Source organism: Pseudoalteromonas sp. S1650, assembly GCF_005887195.1.
Lineage (GTDB): Bacteria > Pseudomonadota > Gammaproteobacteria > Enterobacterales > Alteromonadaceae > Pseudoalteromonas > Pseudoalteromonas simplex.
In genome coordinates this window covers 172,664-194,428 of the sequence record NZ_PNDF01000008.1, presented here as the reverse complement: position 1 = coordinate 194,428, position 21,765 = coordinate 172,664, and the positions used below count along the sequence as shown (strand labels likewise).

Below are 21,765 nucleotides of genomic sequence, written 5' to 3'. Positions count from 1 at the left end.
CTGACGGCTGACGGCTGACGGCTAATCATTACAACAAAAAACCGCCGTATTTTTCAATACGGCGGCTTCTATTTTGCAAAACTAAAAGACGTTATTAGTCTTTAGCTGCACGGCTCGCACGCTTACGCTCACTTTCAGTTAAGTGACGCTTACGAATACGGATGTTCTCAGGTGTTACTTCCACTAACTCGTCATCATCGATGAACTCAATCGCTTGTTCAAGCGTGTAGTTTAGTGGTGGAACAAGCGTTTGCGCTTCATCTGTACCCGATGCACGAACGTTTGTAAGTTGCTTACCTTTAAGCGCGTTTACAGTTAGGTCGTTGTCACGGCTGTGGATACCGATAACCATACCTTCGTAAACTTCAACACCGTGACCGATGAATAACTTACCACGGTCTTGTAAGTTGAATAATGCGTTAGTAAGTGCTTTACCAGTTGCGTTTGCAATCATTACACCATTCTTACGAGCACCGATAGTACCGCCTTTATGTGGACCGTAGTGATCGAATGTGTGGTAAAGAAGACCAGAACCAGACGTTAATGTCATGAATTCAGTTTGGAAACCAATTAAGCCACGGCTTGGGATCATAAAGTCCATGCGTACACGGCCTTTACCATCTGGAGACATGTCTGTTAGTTCACCCTTACGAAGACCAATTTGTTCCATGATAGAACCTTGGTGCTCTTCTTGACAGTCGATTGTAAGTGTTTCGTATGGCTCTTCTTTTTGACCATCAACTTCACGAAGGATTACTTGTGGACGAGATACAGCAAGCTCGTAACCTTCACGACGCATGTTCTCGATTAAGATACCTAAGTGTAACTCACCACGACCAGAAACACGGAAGCTATCTGGGTTGTCAGTTTCTTCAACACGTAATGCAACGTTGTGAACAAGCTCAGCTTGTAAACGCTCAAGAATGTTGCGTGAAGTTACGAATTTACCTTCTTTACCAGCAAATGGTGATGTATTTACAGAGAACGTCATTGTTACTGTAGGCTCATCAACACTTAGCGGTGGTAATGCTTCAACGGTATTTACATCACAGATAGTGTCTGAGATTTTCAGCTCACCAAGACCTGTGATTGCAATGATGTCACCTGCGCCTGCAGATTCTGCTTCATGACGCTCAAGACCTAAGTAGCTCATTACTTGGCCAACTTTACCGTTACGCTTAGTACCGTCTGCGCTTACAACAGTAACCTGTTGGTTAGGACGAACAGTACCACGCTTGATACGACCTACACCGATAACACCGATGTATGAGTTGTAGTCAAGCTGAGAAATTTGCATTTGGAAAGCACCTTCAGGATCTGCATCCGGTGGAGATACTTCGTCAACGATCATCTGGAACATTGGTTCCATGTTATCTGATGGCTCGTCTAAATCCATTGTTGCCCAGCCGTTGATAGCTGATGCATAGATTACTTTAAAGTCTAACTGTTCGTCAGTTGCACCTAAGTTATCGAATAAATCGAAAACTTGGTCCATAACCCAGTCAGGACGTGCACCTGGTTTGTCGATTTTGTTGATTACAACAATCGGCGTTAAACCTTGTGCGAATGCTTTTTGCGTTACGAAACGCGTTTGCGGCATTGGACCTTCTTGAGCATCAACAAGTAGTAATACTGAGTCAGCCATCGAAAGTACGCGTTCTACTTCACCACCGAAGTCAGCGTGTCCTGGGGTGTCTACGATATTGATATGGTAGTCGTTCCAAGAGATAGCTGTGTTCTTAGCTAAAATGGTAATACCACGTTCTTTCTCAATGTCGTTTGAGTCCATTACGCGCTCTTCGTTACCGCCGCGCGTTTCTAATGTGCCTGATTGCTCAAGCAGTTTATCAACCAAAGTTGTTTTACCGTGGTCAACGTGGGCGATAATCGCTATATTTCTTAACTTTTCGATGCTCATATTTTTTCTCAGAGAAATTGAATCTCATTGATCCTGCAAGATCTACGCAGTCACCTGCGTTTTCACCAGATGTCCCAGCATAGGATTTAAAAGGGCGCATATTATCCCTTAATAATGGCATGGATGAAAGTTTATCCAATATAAATTTATAAACTTTCTTCAGGCTTTTTATAAGTATCTGTTTTATAAATGACAAATTTATGAAAATTAAAGTGAATCTGAGCTCAAAACTGGCGAAATTTTAGTTTTTGAACCATATTTTGGCACTAAATCGTGTTCATAACCGAAAAATTGGCACGCTCAATAATTGTGCAAAACAAGGTCGCACTTTTTACGCACCAGAATGATCTTTTTACGCACCAACTTAGTGCAATAAAAGTTAACAAAACGAAACCCTGTTCACTTTTTACAAGCCTAAACAAGGTGTTAAAAACATGGCACGAAACCAGCTTATATAAGCGAAAAGCAATAATGCAGCAAAAATAAAACCCAACAATTGGAGGACACATGTCACAATCGGTTTTAGATTTTATCAAAGAAAATGACGTTAAGTTCATTGATTTACGCTTTACTGATACCAAAGGTAAAGAACAGCATGTTTCTATTCCTCATCATCAAATTGATGAAGATTTCTTCGAAGACGGCAAAATGTTTGACGGTTCTTCAATTGCTGGCTGGAAAGGTATCAACGAATCAGACATGGTACTTATGCCTGTTCCTGAGTCTGCGAAAATGGACCCGTTTTCTGAAGAAGCTACACTAATCGTACGTTGTGACGTCGTTGAGCCTTCAACACTTCAAGGTTACGAGCGTGATCCACGTTCTGTTGCAAAACGCGCTGAAGAGTACATGCGCTCTACTGGTATTGCTGACACTGTATTATTCGGTCCAGAGCCAGAATTCTTCCTTTTTGATGACGTTAAATACAAATCAGACATGTCTGGTTCTATGTACAAAATCGATTCTGTAGAAGCAGCTTGGAACTCAGATAAAGATTATGAAGGCGGTAACATGGGTCACCGTCCAGGTGTTAAAGGCGGTTACTTCCCGTGTTCACCTGTTGATTCATCACATGACTGGCGTTCAGCAACTTGTTTAGTTCTTGAAGAACTAGGTCAAGTAGTAGAAGCTCACCACCACGAAGTAGCAACTGCAGGTCAAAATGAGATCGCAACTCGCTTCAATACAATGGTATTAAAAGCTGACGAAATCCAAGAGATGAAATATGTTATCCATAACATGGCTCACCTATACGGAAAAACAGCGACATTCATGCCTAAACCAATCGTAGGTGATAACGGTTCTGGTATGCACTGTCACCAATCTCTAGGTAAAGATGGCGTAAACATCTTCGCGGGTGACAAATACGCAGGTCTTTCTGAAGAAGCACTTTACTACATCGGTGGTATCATCAAGCACGCTAAAGCAATCAACGCATTCGCTAACGCGTCAACGAACTCATACAAGCGTTTAGTACCAGGCTTCGAAGCTCCTGTAATGCTTGCATACTCTGCACGTAACCGTTCTGCTTCAATCCGAATCCCAGTGGTACCGTCTGCAAAAGCACGTCGTATCGAAGTACGTTTCCCTGATCCAACTGCGAACCCATACTTAGCATTCTCTGCAATGCTTATGGCTGGCCTAGACGGTATCAAGAACAAGATCCACCCTGGCGATGCAATGGACAAAGACTTATACGATCTACCTGCTGAAGAAGCAGCTGAGATCCCACAAGTTGCATCTTCTTTACAAGAAGCACTTGCATCATTAGACGCAGACCGTGAGTTCTTAACTCAAGGTGGCGTATTCACTGATGACCTAATCGATGCATACATCGCGCTTAAGAGCCAAGAAGTTGAAAAACTTAACATGACAACTCACCCAGTTGAGTTCGAAATGTACTACAGCGTGTAATACACGCTGTATCAGAATTATCTAAAAGATAATAAATGTGTGTTCTCAAGCCCGCTCTGCGGGCTTTTTTAATGGTAATTGAGCGGGTTCTACTCTACAGTTTTAGTTAAGTGAAAAAATGCAGGGTCGCAGGGTGAAAAGCACAACCTTATTGGTATTATCGTTTTTATTTGCAAGCTTTTTTGGTTATACAGCAGCACAAAAAGTCTATTCTTGGAAAGATGAGAATGGTGTATTAGTATTTTCTGATACTCCTCGCCCCGGTGCTACTGAGGTCAAGTTAAATACCCAAAACCTTACAATGCCTGCAGCTGATACCAGTATTCTTGATACTGCTCCAAGTGCAGTCCCTGTTAACTTTAAAGTGTCAATTGCAGCCCCCGCAAATGAAGAAACTGTGAGAGAAAATACAGGTTCTGTTTATGTTACTACACGAGTCAGCCCCCGTTTTGAAACTGGTTTCAAAGTTCAATTACTCGTTGATGGTTCACCTCATGGCGCACCAAGTAATAGCACGACCTTTGCTCTAAGAGAGGTCTTTCGAGGCGAACACACATTACAAGCGAAACTTTTTGATGCAAATAATAAACTCGTTTCAGTTAGCCCAGTCAGCACTTTTTTCATGCACAGAACTTCAATTAATAACGGAAATTAGAATTTTCGACATGATGTCTCGCAAAGCAAAAAGAGTATGCTAAGCTGCACTAAATTGAAACGCACTAAAATGGTGCAACCATGCTCAGAGAACTACATTTTAATTCTCAATTACTCGACAGTATTTGGAAAAATTTAAGTACTGCCGTTATTTTACTCGATCATGATTTTAAACTGGTTTACGCAAACGATAGCGCCAGTGAGCTTTTAGGTTTAGGCCCAAAACGTATCATCAACCAACCGTTCGACAACCTATTTAACTACCACTCGATAGATTTAAAACGTATTGCTCAGTATTCGTTGTTTGACGGTGTCGATTGCCACCAACATAGAGCTGACGTGGTGTTCGTCGATTCTCGCCATGCCAAGTTAACTATTAGCACACGCCGAATAAGTAGCAACGATGAAAATTATATCCTGTTCGAATGCCGCCAAATGGATGATGAAATTCGCCATGACCAAGCTTCGAATCAAATGCATCAATATCAAGCTGCCCGTAACCTTATTCGTGGTTTAGCACATGAAATTAAAAATCCTTTAGGTGGAATTCGCGGAGCGGCGCAATTATTGCAGTATGAGGTTGATCAGCAAGAACGTGATCAATGTGCCGAATTAATCATTGAACAAGCAGACCGTTTACGCGAGCTTGTCGACCGTTTACTTGGTCCGAATCAACTGCCACACAAATCCCATGGCAATATTCACCAAGCGTTAGAGTCGGTGATTAAACTGAGCATGTTAGACAACAATGCCAATATCACTTTAGTGAAAGACTATGATCCAAGTATACCGAGTGTATACATAGATCAGAGTAAAATTCAGCAAGTGGTACTGAACATTATTCGTAATGCACAACAGGCACTTGTTGATGGTGGCGAGATAAGGATAAAAACTCGCATCAATCATCAACACAGGCGCCCGGGTAAGGCACCAAAAAAAACCTTGCTGATCCAAATTTCGGATAACGGCCCAGGTATAGACAAGAGCTTACGTGAAACCTTGTTCTACCCAATGATCACCAACAAAGAAAATGGATCAGGGCTTGGTTTATCGATAGCGCAAACCTTGGTTGACCAACATGACGGCCACATTGATTGTGACAGTTGGCCAGGCCATACAGAATTTAATATCTATTTGCCTTTTACGGATTAATGGTTTTTTGGAGTAGTCATGAAAACAGTCTGGTTAGTTGATGATGATGCCTCAATTCGCTTTGTATTGGAAAAAGCGTTGGCACGTGCAGGATTTGACACTGAAAGCTATGCAAACGCACAAGATGTGCTTAACGCATTAAAGTTTAGCCAGCCCACGGTATTGGTATCTGATGTGCGTATGCCTGGCATGGACGGTATGGCGTTACTCGAAACAATTGCCGAGCAAAATCCTGGCTTACCTGTTATTATCATGACAGCTCACTCGGATTTAGATTCGGCGGTAAATGCCTTCCAAAAAGGGGCGTTTGAGTACCTCGCCAAACCGTTTGACTTAGACGAAGCCGTGGCACTGGTAGAAAGCGCATGTCGCGCTAACTCAACGAAGAAAACTAAACGCAAACAAGCACCACAAACCAATGCGCATATCATCGGTGAAGCACCTGCAATGCAAGAGGTGTTTCGCGCGATCGGTAAATTATCAGCATCAAGTATGAGCGTGCTGATTAATGGTGAGTCAGGGACAGGTAAAGAGCTAGTTGCAAGCGCCCTGCATAACCACAGCCCACGCAAAGAAAACCAATTTATAGCTCTGAATATGGCTGCCATTCCTAAAGAATTAGTTGAGTCAGAGTTATTTGGCCACGAAAAAGGCGCATTTACTGGAGCCGACAGCATTCGTAAAGGCCGTTTTGAACAAGCGAATGGCGGCACCTTATTTTTAGATGAAATTGGTGATATGCCACTCGACGTTCAAACACGTTTATTACGCGTGTTAGCCGATGGTGAGTTTTACCGAGTGGGCGGCCATCAAAGTATTAAAGTTGATGTACGTATTATTGCTGCAACGCACCAAAACCTCGAAGACTTGGTAAAACAAGGTAAGTTTCGTGACGACTTATTCCACCGCTTAAACGTAGTGCGTTTACGCTTACCCGCGCTGCGTGAGCGTACGGAAGATATTGAACGACTAGCACAACACTTTTTACATAAAAGTGCCAAAGAGCTGCAAGTTGACAGCAAAATTTTAAGCCCAAAAGCCACTGAGCAACTACGCCTATTTAACTGGCCAGGTAACGTGCGCCAATTAGAAAACACCTGCCGTTGGTTAACCGTTATGGCGCCGGGTGAACTTATTAGTGAACAAGATTTACCACCTGAAATCGTCGCAGTTACACCAATCGAGCAAGAAGGCGACTGGCTAGATGCATTTCAACAATGGCTTAACCTTGAACTTAAACAAGGTAAAGAGAATATTTGGCCTGCCATTCAAGCACAACTCGAGACTCGCTTGATTAAAACTGCTCTTGCCAACTGCGCTGGGCACAAGCAAGAAGCCGCAGTGAAGATCGGCTGGGGTCGTAATACATTGACCCGCAAGCTAAAAGAGCGCAATATTAGCTAATTTCGCGCAACCCAATGTGAGTCAATGAATTTAATCGAGCACATTCCACTAATTAAACAAATGGAAATTATTAACAGATTACCATTTTTTAGAGAGTTCACATTAAGCGAACGACAAGTGTTATTAGAGTCATTCAGTCATTTGTATTTGGTCAAACAAGGCCGCGCTGTTTTCAAACAATACGATACTGATAAACGACTTTATATTGTGCTAAGTGGCTCACTGATGGTATTCAAACAAAGCCATCTTCTTGAACTTGGCACGATTGAGCCTGGCGAATTTATCGGTGAAGGTGCTTTTATCAATAACCGCGAGCACAGTACGAGTGCGCGCGCAAAAGTTGATACCATTTTGTTAGCTATCACCCCTGAAGCACTTACCCGCTTGCCGAATGTGATCCGCGAGAAAATTAAAGATCGCATAATCGAAGGTATGAGTGAACGTATTACTAAGTTAAGCACTTACCTTGAGTCACGTAGCTAGTCCATATACACAATTTGAAATGAGCAATTAAACCAACTTGGGCTATTAACGCGAGCCGTGTAACGGTAGGTGTCTGATGGTTTCATACCAAAAGGGGTACTCACTTCTGGCGTTAAATGGCTGTAACTTTGCGAATAGTTTTTATAATAAATGACTAGGTGGCCGTATAAGTATTCCCAATCAAGAGTAACTTTACTACCGCCAGCAAGAGTAAAGTGAGCTTGCTTATCACTGAATGTAACAACAAGATCATTATACTTGTCTTCAACACATCCTGTGGTGAGTACACGAGCCGGCATAGTAAAATTAGTGGTAGTATTTTTAGCTTTTAAATAAAAGCCAATATTGCCATGATTGTAAAAGTGGTTGGCATCTGTGGTGTATTTGATTTCAACTTCATAACCCATTCCTTGCATAATTTCAGCAAGTTGCTCAGTTTCATGAGTGAGGATTTTATCACTCGATAACATTAAGGTTGCATCCGCAAACTCTCTTGGCACTGGGAGCTGAGTGTATTCATAGGGTAAGCTTTGCTTATTTAATGCTTGCTCTAATGATTGCAACTGCGACTGATCAAGATTTTCTGTGTATACGTAGACTGTAGCTTGCTGACAACCAGTCAAAATTAAAAATATGGCTGCCGAAATTATCCTTTTCATATTCTTTCTCACTTTAGATTACAAATGTAGTCTAAAGTGAGAAAAACAATAAATCAATTAATTAAGATGTTTTTTTAGCCAACTATTAACACTTTGACGGGTATATAAAATATCTTTAAATAAACGGTGAGTTTGATGCTGAAGCAGTTTTTCTTTATTTGTTTCCCCTGAACTTAACTGGCTATGGTTATCATTAAAACGCGAAATTAACGCAAAACCTTGTTCTGACTTTTCAGGCTGAGATTTAATTGTTTGCGTTAACAAAGCTCGCACATCATCTGCAGCAAGCAATGACGAATCTTGCAAACCCATTAACTCTTTTCTTAGCGCTGATCTTACGCCCATTACAACTTCTCCTGAACGAATAAAAAATGAAACGGACATGCATTTAGCAATTTGTACACCAATTCCGAACGCGCGCAGTGTACCCAGTAAATACTGCAGTTTTTTTACTGTTTATAAAAATGTCAGATTTTTTATTGCTGTAAATTTTAACCGCCTGAAGAGCTTAAAAATTTAATCTTGGTTCAATTGAGTGCTAGGCTTTATAATGGCTGCGATTGAATTAAGAGAGACCAACATGAACGAAGATTTCATCGAAATTGAACTAGAAGAAGAGCCAATAGAGTTATGCAACTTGTTAAAAGTGCTCGACCTAGTCGAAACAGGCGGCCAAGCAAAAGCCTTAATTGGTGAAGGTTATGTTGGGGTTAACTATGAAATTTGTACAATAAAACGGAAAAAATTATACAGTGGTGACGTGTTGGCTTTCGATGGTGAGTTGTTCCAACTTACTTTAAGCGAAGATGCAACACCGAATCCTCGCCCACCGGAACCTGTACAAAAAGCACAACCACAAAGCACTGAAGAAGCGCCAAAAAAATCGAAGCGTAAACGTACTAAAAAACCAAAAGTAGACGAAAAAACCGGCCGTCGCCCTATCTCTTTTGGTTAACTAGAGCTTGCTTAGTTAGCATAAATCACCTTTAATTGAATGCGATTATAACAACAATAAAAGGTGATTTATGAATCCTCCAGCTTGGCTCAAGCCACTCGCTTGGGCAGCCCTTGTATGGAATCTTTTAGGTCTCATTGCATTTATAATGCAACTGTTGATCACACCCGAAATGATTAACCAACTCCCCGAAGCACAACAAGCCGCATACCGCGACATACCGCTCTGGTCAACGGCTGCCTTTGCGATAGCCGTGTTTGCAGCAAGCTTCGCGAGCATCTTATTACTGGTAAAAAAAGCCCTTGCGCGCGAGTTATTTTTAATCTCGTTTATCGCCGTATTAGTCCAGCAATATTATAATTTTGTGGTGATAGATAGCCTTGCTATGTTTGGTACTAGCGCATTAGCAATGCCATTGTGTGTTATCGTTATTGGTTTACTATTACTGTTTATTAGCCATAAAGGTAAACAACAAAACTGGCTTAACTAAAAACACTTATTTCTGAGGGTAGTTTAAAGTGACTACCCTTTTTATCTGCCTCCTTCCCTTGAAATAAATCACATCAGCAGCAACTATATTAGGTAGCATATTTTTTCATCAGCTAGATGAATTTCTCAGCTGGTATTAAGTTTGCAATAACACTGTGTCTATTTCGAAAAGGAAACAACAAAGCAAGCCAAATTGCTTGCTCAAACCACAGGGGCAAATAATGAATAACAGTTTTGATACCCAAAAACAGCTTACGATTAATGGTGAGCAATATCATATTCACTCTTTACAAGGTTTAGGCGACAAAGCAAAACGTCTGCCATTCTCTCTAAAAATCTTACTTGAAAACCTGTTGCGCAATGAAGATGGCGTTAATATTAAAAAGCAAGATATCGATGCTTTACTAAACTGGGATCCACAAGCGAAACCATCAGCAGAAGTCGCGTTTACGCCCGCTCGCGTTGTAATGCAAGATTTTACCGGCGTACCCGCCATTGTCGATTTAGCCGCGATGCGTGATGCCATGGAAAAACTTGGCGGCGACCCTGCGAAAATTAATCCACTGTCGCCTGCCGAGCTTGTTATTGACCACTCTGTGCAAGTTGACGGCTACGGTGAAGATGGTTCATTCGACTTAAATGCAAAACTTGAATATGAGCGTAACAAAGAGCGTTACGAATTTTTACGCTGGGGGCAAACTGCCTTCGATAACTTGAAAGTCGTGCCACCAGCAACCGGCATCGTACACCAAGTAAATTTAGAATATTTAGCCCGCGTGGTATTTAACGATAGTAAAAATGGTAAATCACTCGCCTACCCAGATACCCTAGTCGGAACCGATTCGCACACCACCATGATCAATGGTCTTGGGGTACTAGGCTGGGGTGTCGGTGGTATTGAAGCCGAAGCCGCAATGCTTGGTCAACCGATTAGCTTACTCATTCCACAAGTGGTTGGCTTTAAGCTCAATGGTCGCCTGCCAGAAGGCACAACTGCAACCGACCTTGTACTAACCGTGACAGAAATGCTGCGTAAGCATGGCGTAGTAGGTAAATTTGTTGAGTTTTATGGTGATGGTCTTGCTGATTTACCGCTTGCAGACCGTGCAACTATTGCAAACATGGCGCCTGAGTATGGTGCAACCTGCGGTATTTTCCCAATTGATGATGAAACCATCAACTACCTACGTTTAACTAACCGCGATGACAAACAACTCAAACTCATCGAGGACTATGCTAAGCACCAAGGTTTATGGCGTAACCCTGGCGATGAGGCTCATTATACCGACACACTAGAGCTATCACTTGATGATGTTGTGCCAAGCCTTGCTGGACCTAAGCGCCCGCAAGATAGAATTGCCCTTGATAAAGCAGGTAGCATCATTGGTGAGCATTTAAAAGGCTTTCAAGAAGAACGTATGCAACATCGCGATAAAAGCGATGTTCAAGAGGCGCGCATTGAAGACGAGGGCCCAACCACTAACCCTGATGAGCCAGTAAACGAAGCACAGTTTATGGGCGCAGCTAAGGTTAACTTTAAAGGCGAAGAGTTTGAGCTTAATGATGGTGCTTGTGTCATTGCTGCAATTACAAGTTGTACAAACACGTCAAACCCAAGTGTTATTTTAGCTGCTGGCCTAGTGGCTAAAAAAGCCAAACAATTAGGATTAAAGGTTAAGCCATGGGTTAAAACCTCACTTGCTCCTGGCTCACAAGTTGTGACTGATTACTTGAAAAAAGCCGACTTAATGGATGATTTAGATTCGTTAGGCTTTAACCTTGTCGGTTATGGTTGTACAACCTGTATCGGTAACTCAGGCCCACTAGCTGATGAAATCAGTGAAGCTATTCAAAAGCATAAACTGGTTGTAAGCTCTATTTTATCGGGTAACCGTAACTTTGAAGGCCGTATTCACCAAGATGTGAAAATGAACTTCTTAGCCTCACCACCCCTTGTGGTTGCTTACGCAATTGCGGGTCGTACAGATATCGACGTTTACAATGAGCCGCTTGCGCAAGACCCAAATGGTAATGACATTTATCTAAAAAATATTTGGCCAAGTGTTAGTGAAGTGAACGAACTCGTGCGCGAAACTGTCACCAAAGAAATGTTCGCATCAAGCTATGGCAATGTGTATCAAGGTGATGATCGTTGGCAGAAAATTCAAATTCCTGATGGCAAACTTTATGATTGGGATGATGCGTCAACCTACATCAAAAAAGCGCCATTCTTTGATGGCATGGAGATTGAGCCTCCTGGCATTCCTAGCATTAGTGGTGCGCGCTGTTTAGCAAAATTAGGTGACTCAGTAACCACTGACCACATTTCGCCAGCAGGTGCGATTAAAGCAGATGCCCCAGCAGGTCTTTACTTGCAAGAGCACGGTGTGCAAAAAGCACAATTTAACTCGTACGGTTCGCGTCGTGGTAACCACGAAGTAATGATGCGAGGTACCTTTGCTAATGTGCGTTTACGTAATCTATTAGCACCGGGTACCGAAGGTGGTGTGACCCGTATGCAACCAAGCGATGAGCTCGCCAGCATTTATGATGCAGCGATGCAATATCAGCAAGATGGCACGCCACTGATTATTTTAGCGGGCGCGGAATATGGCACAGGCTCATCACGCGACTGGGCTGCTAAAGGTTCACTTCTGCTTGGTGTTAAAGCCGTTATTGCACAAAGCTATGAGCGTATTCACCGTTCAAATCTGATTGGTATGGGTGTTTTACCCCTACAATTTAAAGAAGGTGAAAGCTATGAGTCACTCGGTTTAACCGGCCAAGAGTCGTTCGATTTTGAAGGCTTATACGACAAAACCAATGAAGTCAGTGTGATTGCCACTAACAGCGAAGGCAAACAAATTAGCTTTAGTGTTGATGTACGTATAGATACCCCGAAAGAATGGGACTACTACAAACATGGCGGTATTTTACAGTATGTTCTGCGTAATATGCTGGCTGAGCAGTAATTGCTTTTAAGTTAACTAAGGGGCTGAATTTTCAGCCCTTTTTTACAATAAATTGCAGTTTAGGCCAACACACTTATTTACAAAAAATGAAAAGCGCATAAAAACCAGCGCGTTAAAATTAGACAAATAACCGACACTTGCTTGATTTAGAACAATCCTCTTAATGACAACAGCACCTACACTTTAATTAAGGCTAAAGTGAGGTGCTTGTATGACTGAACAAACCATCATTCGAATCTTAAAAACCTTTATTATTTTAGGTATTTGTCTAATCATTTTGGGGCATTCTCTATTAGCCGGCAATTACTTAAGTGATAGCATGGGTATACATGGCATTATGATCAGCGCAGCGTGTATTGCTGTTGGTGTGCTGTTCTCGTTACCCACCAAAATTTATCTCACTATTTTACTGATGAAAATAGAAAGCGATCTCACAGCGCAAAACAAACAAAGTTAATTCCCACCTTGCTCTTTGAGCTGCTGCTCAAGTTGCTTATTACGTTGCTCCATAAGCTGTTTTACTTGCTCAGCATCTTGCATCATTTTTTGTACATTTTTAGGGTCGTATATCCCAAGCGCTGCAGCTTTTTCGTCTGCTTTAACGGTTGTTGGTTGCTTTTCATCAGCTTGAAAAGTCTCTGCAGGTAACACAGTTATATCGTTCGGATCCAAAGTTACTGTAGTACTAACGTAATTAGGGTGAGGGGTATCAGCATAGTGCCACTGACCATGTTCATCTTGCCATTTATACACGACGACAGGTGCATCCGCGTTTTTGCTAAAGCTCAAATTCTCAGTGAGCTTTTTTGCTTGGCTGGTCAGTGTATCGGCACCTTGCGAAGCAAAATCACTCACATCACCACTTACTTTTTCTGCGTAACGCTCGAACATGCTCAGCTCTAGGTAAGGTTTACCGTCTGGCTTTTTAATGTAAAACAGCAGGGCAACACTGGTCAGTAGCAACATAACCGCAAGATAACAAAAACGCTTAATCATTCCATTTACCGATTATTGGTAGTTACTCTCAATCTTAGCAAATTCACCGGATGATTTAAGATTTTTCATAAATTCGTTAAATTGCTCGCTCATATGCTTACCTTTTTCATTGTATGTAAACTGTAATTGCATCGGCGCTCTACCCACACTGTAATCACTTACCGTGAATTTCTTAAAGACATGATTTCTTGAGGCATACCACTGCAATGTGTTTTTTGAGATGACGGCAACACGTTGATTTTGCTGCATATCGACTAAAGCATTCAACATATCTATTTCAGAGTAAAAATCTTCACGATGCAACTTGCCAGCTGCAAACAATGCTTCAAATTGCGGGTAAGTGTAACCAAAGCGAGCCATCAACACATAGCCGCCGAGCTCATCAATCGCTGGAATATGACAACCTCTGGGCATAACTAAAATATCTTCAACAATCGCAATACTATCACTCCAATAATATTGATTATCTCCACGATACCATTGCTCAGACTCTAAACGAACATCAACCTGACCCTCATCAAGTAAATGCTGCGAACGCACTTCTGGTACCAGCATGTACTGAAGATCATAATTATATTTTTCGGCAAAGCGGCTTAATAGGTCAGCGACTAGGCCTTTTTGACCGCTATCAACAAAATGATAAGGTGGGTAATCCGTGTCATACAACGCAACACGTAAAGTTTCTGCTCGCACTAAAGGCGTAATTAATAGCAATAATAAAAAAACAACGGCACGACTCATAATTTTCTCTCATAAAATTGAGCCAGGGATTGTATATAAATAGCACAAAAAAAGCGCAGGCTAAGCTGCGCTTTGAGAAAATTCTGATAGGAATTTAGGATTAGATACCGTCACCATCAATATGTAAGCCACATTCACGGTTTAAACCGAAGAAACGCGTTTCTTCTTCTGTCATGCCAGGCTCAAGTTTACGGGTGGTGTGAACATCACCCATAGACACATAACCTTGCTCCCAAAGCGGATGATACGGCAAATCATGCTTAGTTAGATACTGATAAATATCGCGGTTATTCCACTCGATAAGTGGGTACACTTTCACTGTGCCACGGCTAATTTCAACAATTTGCTTATCAGCACGGCTTGATGACTGGTCACGGCGCAAACCACTAAACCAGGTGCCTGCTTCCAGCTCGTTTAAAGCGCGAGTCATTGGCTCAACTTTATTCAGTTGATTGTATTGCTTAATACCGGCTTCACCTTGCTCCCAAAGTTTACCAAACTTCGCTTCTTGCCACGCTGGGCTAAGCTGTGCTTTATAAACTTTAAGATTAAGCGAAAGTCGCTCGGTCATTTGCTCGATGAACTGATAAGTCTCAGGGAACAAATAGCCCGTGTCAGTCAGTACCACTGGAATATCTGGCTGCTTTGATGTCACTAAGTGCAACATCACAGCCGCTTGAATACCAAAGCTCGACGACAAAAAGTGAGTGCTTGGTAAGTTTTCAAGTGCCCACGCAACACGCTCTTCTGCGCTTTTATCAGTCAGAAGACCATTAATATCAGCCAGCATGGCTGTTTGGTCTTCTTTACTCATCGTTAAGATGTCTTTAAATTCACTCATGGTTAATTCCAAACCTTAAAGCGGTGTCGCTTATAAAATTATGCGTGAAAATCGGTTACTGAAACTTTAACTTCAGCAACAATGCCTTTGCGAATTACAAAATCACCAAAACACTCGCCTTCATTACGCTCACTTGCCCATTGGCCAATTAGCTTATCGAATGCGTCTAGGTATACGTCTTCGCCAACATTTTCTAAATACAATTTTGGAATACGCGTGCCTTCACGGTTACCACCTAAGTACACGTTGTATTTACCCGGACCTTTACCAACCAGACCCGCTTCTGCCAACATTGCGCGGCCACAGCCATTCGGACAACCCACGACACGCATAATGATGTTGTCATCGCTAATGCCGTGCTTAGCTAATAGCGCTTCTGTTTTCTCAATTAAGCTTGGTAAATAACGCTCTGCCTCAGCCATCGCTAGCGGACAGGTTGGTAATGCCACACACGCCATTGAGTTTTTACGCTGCTCTGTATGGCTGTCATCAATTAAGCCATGGTTGCGAGCAATCTCTTCGATTACCGCTTTTTGATCAGCCGGAACACCTGCGATGATCAAGTTTTGGTTTGCAGTCATGCGGAAATCACCTTGGTGAATTTCAGCAATTTTACGGCAACCTGTTTTAAGAGGTTGATTTGGGTAATCTAAAATACGGCCACTTTGGATAAACAGCGTTAAGTGGTGCTTACCATCAATACCTTCAACCCAACCGATACGGTCACCACGGTGAGTGAACTCATACGGGCGGCTCTGCTGAAATTGAACACCGGCACGTTTTTCAACTTCAGCTTTAAATACATCAGAACCTACACGGTCTAGTGTGTATTTAGTTTTCGCATTTTTACGATTTGAGCGGTTACCCCAATCACGCTGTACAGACACCACGTGCTCAGCAATTTTTAACGTGTGTTCAAGTGGGATAAAACCAAAGTCATCTGCTTTACGAGGATACGTTGCTGTATCACCGTGAGTCATCGCAAGACCACCACCCACTAACACGTTAAAACCAACTAACTTGCCGTTTTCTGCAATTGCCACGAAGTTTAAGTCGTTCGCATGCACATCCACTTCATTGTTCGGTGGAATTGTCACTGTGGTTTTAAACTTACGCGGTAAGTAAGTTGAACCTAAAATTGGCTCTTCAGTGGTTTCACTCTTTTCACCATTTAGCCAAATTTCAGCGTATGCTTTGGTTTTTGGTAATAGGTGCTCAGAGATCTTCGCTGCCCACTCGTACGCTTCTTGGTGAAGCTCAGATTCAACTGGGTTCGTTGTACATAATACGTTTCGGTTTACATCGCCCGCCGTTGCAATTGAGTCAATGCCCACGCTATTGAGCATCTGATGCATGCCTTTAATATTTGGCTTAAGTACACCATGGAACTGGAACGTTTGACGCGTGGTTAAACGAATACTGCCATAGCTGGTTTTCTCTTCAGCAAACTTATCAATCGCTAACCATTGCTCTGGCTTGATGATACCGCCAGGCATACGAGCACGTAACATTACGTTATGTAACGGCTCTAATTTTTGTTTAGCGCGCTCAGGGCGAATATCACGGTCATCTTGCTGGTACATGCCGTGGAAACGGATCAGTTGGAAGTTATCAGCAGTGAAACCACCGGTGATCTCGTCTTTTAAGTCTTGCTCAATGGTGCCACGTAAAAAGTTACTTTCTCTTTTCAAACGCTCGTTATCAGAAAGCTTTACGTTTTTGTCTTGTTCGCTCATGGTATTTCCTAAATTTGTTACAGTGACGGCTGTTAGCTTTAAACGTGATTAGTACACGTCTTTCTGATAGCGATTTGCGCTACGTAAATCTTTTAAATATTGCTCAGCTTGTTCATCATCTTTGCCGCTATTTTCTTTGATAATGTCGACAAGCGCCTGATGAACATCTTTCGCCATACGGTTTGCATCACCACAGATATAGAAATGAGCACCCGCTTCTAACCAAGCAAATACTTCTTGGCTGTTTTTGCGAAGTTTGTCTTGAACATATACTTTTTCCGCTTGGTCACGGCTAAACGCCACATCCACTTTTGTCAGTAAACCTGACTTCAAGTAACCTTGAATTTCTACTTGATATAAAAAGTCTTGGGTAAAGTGTGGGTTACCAAAGAATAACCAATTTTTACCGCTTGCTTCACGGGCATCACGCTCTTGTAAAAACGCACGGAAAGGTGCAATACCTGTACCCGGACCTACCATGATAATTGGCGTTTCATCATTAGCCGGTAAACGGAAGTTATCGTTATGCTCGCTGAATACTTTTACTTTGCAGCCTTCCTCAGCACGACGTGCTAAATAGCCAGAACAACCACCTAAGTGCTCGCTGCCGAATGCATCAAACTCAACCAGACCCACCGTTAAGTGAACTTCTTCTTCAACTTCTGCTTGGCTAGATGCAATCGAATATAAACGTGCTTGTAGTTTACGTAAGCAGTCTACTAAGGTTTGTGCTTCAAGCTGAGCTGGGTTTTGACGAATAATATCGAAGATTTGGCGAGGCTCAATGTACTCACGCATTGCCGCTTTATCTTCAACTAACTTTAATAAATCAGGGTTGCCCGTTGCTGTTGCATATTTTTCAACAAAGCCTGGGTATGACTGAGTTAGTTCTAATTTTTCGATTAACGCATCACGAATACTTAGTTCTTCGTCGCCGAGTTCAACCGTACTAGATGCATCGATTTGTGTAAGCGTAAGTACTTCATCAACAAGCGCTTCGTCATTTAAGAAGTAAACGCCTAGCGAATCACCCGGTGTATAGGTGATGTCTGAACCTTCTAATGAAATTTCAACATGACGCACATCTTTGGTTGAATCACGACCGGTAATTTTTTGCACAACGCTTAGCTCTGCAGCAAATGGGTTTTGCTTGGTGTATTGGCTTGCTGCTGGTGCCGCTGCACCAAATGGCATCGCCACAACTTGACCACCACTTGCTTGCTGCTGCGCTTTAAGATCAGGTTCAAACGCATCAAGTGCACCGTCAATCCACTTAGCAGCTTCATCATCGTAATCAACATCTAAGTCAGCACGCTGGAAAATAGTTTCTGCGCCAAGCTTGTTAAAACGCTCTTCAAAATCTTTTGCTGTTTGGCAGAAGAACTCGTAGCTTGAATCACCTAAGCCGATCACAGCCACTTTAACACCATCTAGTTTTGGTGCTTTTTTAGTCGTTAAGAATTCATGCAGACTTTCAGCGTCTTCTGGTGGTTCACCCTCACCATAAGTTGAAACAACAACCGTGATGAACTTTTCTTTTTTCAGGGCAGTTGGTTTGTAGTCAGCCATGTTTACTAACTTCACCGTTAGACCGCGCGACTCTGCTTGCTCTTTTAACTTACTTGCCACGCCTTTTGCGTTACCCGTTTGCGAGCCGTATAAAATAGTTAGCGGTTGTGCATCACCTGCAGCTGGAGCGGCTGCAACACCACCGGTTAATGCACCTGCGTTGGCATTTGCAGCTAAGTAACCACTTACCCACGCTTGCTGAATTGGATTAAGTTCAGCCACTAAGCCTTGCAGCTTTTGTACTTGCTCTTGCGATAGCGGGCTCGCCGCTGCATTTAGTTGACTTAACAACATGAATTTATTCCTCGTAACCCTGAAAAGTTAACTGCGAAACGAACTTGCTACCGTCATTTCGCGAACAATTTTTTCGACTTTAAAGACCTAATAAAAACGCTTTAAAGGTTTATCTGAGCGTGAAGAATAACGAGGTCTGAGGCGATTAAAAAAGAATAGAATCTGCTTTGATATTCCATTTAGTTATTAATTTAGTATTTATCCAAAAAAAACATGTTAAAAGCAAAAATTCCCAAATAAGAAACTTTTATTAATTAACATTATTGCAACATAAGACAATTAGCCTATACTCGCTGTGTTCATTTTAAGAACAGCAATAACTATTAAAAAATATGAAAAGGAAAATACAATGTCACACGGGACATGTAAAAAATATATGCTAGCCAGTGGCTTGCTGTGCCTAGCGAGTTCAGCATTGGCAAATGTTAATAACGCCAGCTTCGAAAGCTGGTCAGCAAACACCCCTGCAAGCTGGAGCACCATAGATAGCGGTATTAGCCTTAGCGCTAATAGTAATGTGGTTTACTCAGGTAATTACTCAGCGCAAGTCGTGGTTAATACTGGCACGCAAAGTAATACCGATTTACAGCAGCTAGTTGATGTAGTGGCGGGTGAAACTTATGAGTTTTCAGCTTGGGTTTACCATACAGAAGGCGGCGTAAAAGCTCGCTTAGTGGTTGATGGCTATCAAGGCTATTCTAATTCAGCATTAACTAATCAATGGCAACAAATCAGTTATCAGTACACAGCCTCTGCTACCACATCAATTAATATTGGCCTGCGCTTTTACGACGTAACTGGTTTTGATGGCAGCGAAGTAGTTTATGTAGATAGCTTTGCACCAAGCACTGGCGCAACCCCACCACCTTCGGGCAGCTGCGCCTATAACCAAGTGTCTTTAACCCTCACTACCGATAACTATGGAGAAGAAACCAGCTGGCAAATCACCAATAGCCAAGGTAGTGCAGTAGCATCAGGCGGCAGCTATGCAGCAAATACTCAGTACAGTGAGCAAGCATGTTTAACGGATGGTGACTATAGCTTTACTATTTTTGATAGTTATGGTGATGGCATATGCTGCTCATTCGGCAATGGCAGTTACAGCCTTTCATTAGGTCAAACAGTACTTGCCAGTGGTGCAAGCTTCCAAAGCTCAGAAGCAACGCCGTTTAGCCTAGGCGATAGCTCAGGCGGCGGTGACGGTGGTGGTACAACCCCAACAGAGCCATCGGGATACTATGTTACAACGCAAGGCCTTAGTGGTTATGCACTAAAAACAGAGTTATACAACATCATTAAAGATCACAACTCACAAGGCTATTCTGCGATTTGGAGCTTTTACGATGTTGCTTCACGTGATAAGTATTTTGAAAACGACAACTCTATTTTAGATCGTTATTCAGAAAACCCTGCAGGCCAAGACAGCTACAACTATGTTGCTGTGAGCGACCAATGTGGGACATACAACAGCGAAGCAGACTGCTACAACCGTGAGCATTCTTTCCCGAAAAGTTGGTTTGGTGGAACAGTTGAGCCAATGAATTCAGACGTACATCATATTTTTGCCACTGACGGTTATGTCAATTCAAAACGCAGTAACTACCCATTTGGTGAAGTAGCTAGTGCAAGCTATACCTCTAGTAACGGCAGCAAAGTAGGTAGTGCAGCCAGCTCATTAAATTACTCAGGAACGGTTTTTGAACCAATTGATGAATTTAAAGGTGACTTTGCAAGAGCGTACTTCTATATGGCAACACGCTATGAAAACGTGATTGGCTCATGGCAAAACAACACAACCTACAGTAACGCTGTACTGAATGGTTCATCTAATCAGGTCTTTGAGAGCTGGGTCGTTACTATGTTATTAAATTGGCATAACGAGGATCCCGTTAGCCAATTAGAGCTTGACCGTAACCAAGCCGCTTATGAACATCAAGGTAACCGCAACCCATTTGTGGATCACCCAGAATTTGTAGAAATGATTTGGTAACTTCGTTAAGCCAAGGCGCTTAGTTTCGGCTAAGTGCCTTTTTTCAGTCAAGCATAATGACTTTGTTTTCGTGAATTAACTCTGATACATAGCGTTTTTCTAAATGCCACGGATGACGCTTCCAGCCCTGAAAACCAAAACCTGCTATATGCACTTTTGAAAACAATTTAAGGTAGTGAACAATCGCTAAAGTTCCTGAACTTGGGCAATATGGCTTATGTATTGTTGGCCCTAACGTTAATAGATACTCAAGGACTGATTGGCGAAATTGCTGGGTTAACCTTTCTTGCTGTAATCCTTTGCCATATTGATTAAACAAAGCGTCACCATGGTCAAGCCGGCTTTGACGGCGGATCAGTTTGAATATGTGCTGCATAAGTAAATTTGGCGCAGGATCAGTGACGACAACTTTACTTATCCCTTCAAGCGGCATCACAAGCGGATCAGTAAGTAAGCTTTGCGCCTGCCTTCCTCGGCCCAGTAGCCATAGATCAGTGCATCGCTTACCTAGGTGCGTAGGCATTGCTGCACAGCGGTTAAAACGAACGACACGAGGGCAACAATCAATCAGCTCAGCAAGCTCGGTATTTATTGGGCCATTACCTATAATAATTATCTCTGGCTGCTCATTCATGATGCAGAAACTCCGTTTCAATCCTTAAAACAGTATTATTTCACCCAACCTTTGTGACCTAATAATGACAGCTCATAATAATTCTAACGAATGTGAAAAGCGCTTATGCGCAACAAGTAAATTATTACCGACTTGAGATTGGGCACTATAGCCAAGAAGCTGTAACACCTGCTTTAACAGTGCTTGATGCTGCTGTTGTTTTGAATGGTTTACTACTTCTAATACCTCCAGCATGGCCAGTACATAGCTAGAGCCTGATTGGAGTGATTGCCAAATACGCGTTTGTATTTCAATAACTTGATAAATTGAAGTTTTATAAGTATTAATCTGCAAGCTTAATAGATAGTTTTCTAATGGATTCATT

General features: G+C 42.2%; 20 protein-coding genes. 10 read left to right on the top strand and 10 right to left on the bottom strand.

Annotated elements, in window-relative coordinates:
* Positions 1-94: 94 nt before the first annotated feature.
* Positions 95-1,918 (bottom strand): translational GTPase TypA, encoded by a 1,824-nt coding sequence (gene typA, locus CWB80_RS02090; protein ID WP_054552393.1) that lies wholly within the window; start codon positions 1,916-1,918, stop codon positions 95-97.
* A 507-nt stretch (positions 1,919-2,425) separates the two neighbouring features.
* On the opposite strand from typA, the gene glnA reads away from it, so the two are divergent.
* From glnA to CWB80_RS02065, 5 genes are all read left to right on the top strand, one after another.
* Positions 2,426-3,832 (top strand): glutamate--ammonia ligase, encoded by a 1,407-nt coding sequence (glnA, locus tag CWB80_RS02085; protein WP_054552391.1) that lies wholly within the window; start codon positions 2,426-2,428, stop codon positions 3,830-3,832.
* Positions 3,833-3,950: 118 nt separating this feature from the next.
* Complete coding sequence (locus tag CWB80_RS02080) at positions 3,951-4,487, top strand: DUF4124 domain-containing protein (protein WP_138599052.1); 537 nt, start codon at positions 3,951-3,953, stop codon at positions 4,485-4,487.
* 80 nt (positions 4,488-4,567) lie between these two features.
* Positions 4,568-5,638, top strand: a complete 1,071-nt coding sequence (gene glnL, locus CWB80_RS02075) for a nitrogen regulation protein NR(II) (RefSeq protein WP_138599053.1) — start codon at positions 4,568-4,570, stop codon at positions 5,636-5,638.
* Positions 5,639-5,656: 18 nt separating this feature from the next.
* Positions 5,657-7,042, top strand: coding sequence for a nitrogen regulation protein NR(I) (gene ntrC / locus CWB80_RS02070; RefSeq protein WP_054552388.1), 1,386 nt, complete (start codon positions 5,657-5,659; stop codon positions 7,040-7,042).
* 24 nt (positions 7,043-7,066) lie between these two features.
* Positions 7,067-7,525, top strand: coding sequence for a cyclic nucleotide-binding domain-containing protein (locus CWB80_RS02065; protein ID WP_138599054.1), 459 nt, complete (start codon positions 7,067-7,069; stop codon positions 7,523-7,525).
* Here the strand turns inward: CWB80_RS02065 and CWB80_RS02060 are convergent.
* The gene (locus CWB80_RS02060; RefSeq protein ID WP_138599055.1) at positions 7,522-8,184 is read right to left on the bottom strand and encodes a hypothetical protein; all 663 of its coding nucleotides are present in this window, start codon (positions 8,182-8,184) and stop codon (positions 7,522-7,524) included. The two genes, CWB80_RS02065 and CWB80_RS02060, sit on opposite strands and share 4 nt — an antisense overlap.
* Before the next feature lie 57 nt (positions 8,185-8,241).
* Entirely contained in the window at positions 8,242-8,529 is a 288-nt protein-coding gene (locus CWB80_RS02055; protein ID WP_062566674.1) for a hypothetical protein, read from the bottom strand.
* Between the two features lie 235 nt (positions 8,530-8,764).
* Here CWB80_RS02055 and CWB80_RS02050 point away from each other — a divergent pair, with 235 nt between their 5' ends.
* The 4 genes from CWB80_RS02050 to CWB80_RS02035 all read left to right on the top strand — a co-directional run bounded on the left by CWB80_RS02050 (position 8,765) and on the right by CWB80_RS02035 (position 13,057).
* The gene (locus tag CWB80_RS02050; protein ID WP_138599152.1) at positions 8,765-9,139 is read left to right on the top strand and encodes an RNA-binding S4 domain-containing protein; all 375 of its coding nucleotides are present in this window, start codon (positions 8,765-8,767) and stop codon (positions 9,137-9,139) included.
* Between the two features lie 70 nt (positions 9,140-9,209).
* The gene (locus CWB80_RS02045) at positions 9,210-9,629 is read left to right on the top strand and encodes a hypothetical protein (protein ID WP_138599056.1); all 420 of its coding nucleotides are present in this window, start codon (positions 9,210-9,212) and stop codon (positions 9,627-9,629) included.
* 220 nt (positions 9,630-9,849) lie between these two features.
* On the top strand, positions 9,850-12,600 hold the full coding sequence (acnA, locus tag CWB80_RS02040) for an aconitate hydratase AcnA (RefSeq protein ID WP_138599057.1): 2,751 nt from the start codon (positions 9,850-9,852) through the stop codon (positions 12,598-12,600).
* Between the two features lie 211 nt (positions 12,601-12,811).
* A complete protein-coding gene (locus CWB80_RS02035; RefSeq protein WP_138599058.1) occupies positions 12,812-13,057 on the top strand; it encodes a hypothetical protein in 246 nt (81 codons plus the stop codon).
* Here the strand turns inward: CWB80_RS02035 and CWB80_RS02030 are convergent.
* From CWB80_RS02030 to CWB80_RS02010, 5 genes are all read right to left on the bottom strand, one after another.
* Positions 13,054-13,596 carry a DUF4124 domain-containing protein gene (locus CWB80_RS02030; RefSeq protein ID WP_138599059.1) on the bottom strand — a complete coding sequence of 181 codons (543 nt, stop codon included), beginning with the start codon at positions 13,594-13,596 and terminating at the stop codon, positions 13,054-13,056. The genes CWB80_RS02035 and CWB80_RS02030 overlap by 4 nt on opposite strands.
* Positions 13,597-13,608: 12 nt before the next feature.
* The gene (locus CWB80_RS02025) at positions 13,609-14,337 is read right to left on the bottom strand and encodes a substrate-binding periplasmic protein (protein ID WP_054552380.1); all 729 of its coding nucleotides are present in this window, start codon (positions 14,335-14,337) and stop codon (positions 13,609-13,611) included.
* A gap of 100 nt (positions 14,338-14,437) precedes the next feature.
* Positions 14,438-15,178, bottom strand: coding sequence for a phosphoadenylyl-sulfate reductase (locus tag CWB80_RS02020; protein WP_138599060.1), 741 nt, complete (start codon positions 15,176-15,178; stop codon positions 14,438-14,440).
* Positions 15,179-15,216: 38 nt separating this feature from the next.
* Positions 15,217-16,914: an assimilatory sulfite reductase (NADPH) hemoprotein subunit gene (gene cysI, locus CWB80_RS02015; RefSeq protein ID WP_138599061.1), complete on the bottom strand. Its 1,698-nt coding sequence runs from the start codon at positions 16,912-16,914 to the stop codon at positions 15,217-15,219.
* A 48-nt stretch (positions 16,915-16,962) separates the two neighbouring features.
* Positions 16,963-18,777 carry an assimilatory sulfite reductase (NADPH) flavoprotein subunit gene (locus tag CWB80_RS02010; protein WP_138599062.1) on the bottom strand — a complete coding sequence of 605 codons (1,815 nt, stop codon included), beginning with the start codon at positions 18,775-18,777 and terminating at the stop codon, positions 16,963-16,965.
* Positions 18,778-19,126: 349 nt separating this feature from the next.
* On the opposite strand from CWB80_RS02010, the gene CWB80_RS02005 reads away from it, so the two are divergent.
* The gene (locus CWB80_RS02005) at positions 19,127-20,767 is read left to right on the top strand and encodes an endonuclease (RefSeq protein WP_138599063.1); all 1,641 of its coding nucleotides are present in this window, start codon (positions 19,127-19,129) and stop codon (positions 20,765-20,767) included.
* 43 nt (positions 20,768-20,810) lie between these two features.
* On the opposite strand, the gene CWB80_RS02000 is transcribed toward CWB80_RS02005, so the two are convergent.
* The gene (locus tag CWB80_RS02000; RefSeq protein ID WP_138599064.1) at positions 20,811-21,401 is read right to left on the bottom strand and encodes a hypothetical protein; all 591 of its coding nucleotides are present in this window, start codon (positions 21,399-21,401) and stop codon (positions 20,811-20,813) included.
* Positions 21,402-21,473: 72 nt separating this feature from the next.
* Complete coding sequence (locus CWB80_RS01995) at positions 21,474-21,764, bottom strand: hypothetical protein (protein ID WP_138599065.1); 291 nt, start codon at positions 21,762-21,764, stop codon at positions 21,474-21,476.
* Between the last annotated feature and the right edge of the window lies 1 nt (position 21,765).

What these genes read in the sequence shown, in the direction of transcription:
- cysI (WP_138599061.1), bottom strand. Translation starts at nt 16,914, where the DNA reads ATGAGCGAACAAGACAAAAACGTAAAGCTTTCTGATAACGAGCGTTTG.
- typA (WP_054552393.1), bottom strand. Translation starts at nt 1,918, where the DNA reads ATGAGCATCGAAAAGTTAAGAAATATAGCGATTATCGCCCACGTTGAC.
- CWB80_RS02080 (WP_138599052.1), top strand. Translation starts at nt 3,951, where the DNA reads ATGCAGGGTCGCAGGGTGAAAAGCACAACCTTATTGGTATTATCGTTT.
- acnA (WP_138599057.1), top strand. Translation starts at nt 9,850, where the DNA reads ATGAATAACAGTTTTGATACCCAAAAACAGCTTACGATTAATGGTGAG.
- CWB80_RS02030 (WP_138599059.1), bottom strand. Translation starts at nt 13,596, where the DNA reads ATGATTAAGCGTTTTTGTTATCTTGCGGTTATGTTGCTACTGACCAGT.
- CWB80_RS02000 (WP_138599064.1), bottom strand. Translation starts at nt 21,401, where the DNA reads ATGAATGAGCAGCCAGAGATAATTATTATAGGTAATGGCCCAATAAAT.
- CWB80_RS02060 (WP_138599055.1), bottom strand. Translation starts at nt 8,184, where the DNA reads ATGAAAAGGATAATTTCGGCAGCCATATTTTTAATTTTGACTGGTTGT.
- CWB80_RS02025 (WP_054552380.1), bottom strand. Translation starts at nt 14,337, where the DNA reads ATGAGTCGTGCCGTTGTTTTTTTATTATTGCTATTAATTACGCCTTTA.
- CWB80_RS02010 (WP_138599062.1), bottom strand. Translation starts at nt 18,777, where the DNA reads ATGTTGTTAAGTCAACTAAATGCAGCGGCGAGCCCGCTATCGCAAGAG.
- glnA (WP_054552391.1), top strand. Translation starts at nt 2,426, where the DNA reads ATGTCACAATCGGTTTTAGATTTTATCAAAGAAAATGACGTTAAGTTC.
- CWB80_RS01995 (WP_138599065.1), bottom strand. Translation starts at nt 21,764, where the DNA reads ATGAATCCATTAGAAAACTATCTATTAAGCTTGCAGATTAATACTTAT.
- CWB80_RS02065 (WP_138599054.1), top strand. Translation starts at nt 7,067, where the DNA reads ATGAATTTAATCGAGCACATTCCACTAATTAAACAAATGGAAATTATT.
- CWB80_RS02050 (WP_138599152.1), top strand. Translation starts at nt 8,765, where the DNA reads ATGAACGAAGATTTCATCGAAATTGAACTAGAAGAAGAGCCAATAGAG.
- CWB80_RS02045 (WP_138599056.1), top strand. Translation starts at nt 9,210, where the DNA reads ATGAATCCTCCAGCTTGGCTCAAGCCACTCGCTTGGGCAGCCCTTGTA.
- CWB80_RS02005 (WP_138599063.1), top strand. Translation starts at nt 19,127, where the DNA reads ATGTCACACGGGACATGTAAAAAATATATGCTAGCCAGTGGCTTGCTG.
- CWB80_RS02020 (WP_138599060.1), bottom strand. Translation starts at nt 15,178, where the DNA reads ATGAGTGAATTTAAAGACATCTTAACGATGAGTAAAGAAGACCAAACA.
- glnL (WP_138599053.1), top strand. Translation starts at nt 4,568, where the DNA reads ATGCTCAGAGAACTACATTTTAATTCTCAATTACTCGACAGTATTTGG.
- CWB80_RS02055 (WP_062566674.1), bottom strand. Translation starts at nt 8,529, where the DNA reads ATGGGCGTAAGATCAGCGCTAAGAAAAGAGTTAATGGGTTTGCAAGAT.
- CWB80_RS02035 (WP_138599058.1), top strand. Translation starts at nt 12,812, where the DNA reads ATGACTGAACAAACCATCATTCGAATCTTAAAAACCTTTATTATTTTA.
- ntrC (WP_054552388.1), top strand. Translation starts at nt 5,657, where the DNA reads ATGAAAACAGTCTGGTTAGTTGATGATGATGCCTCAATTCGCTTTGTA.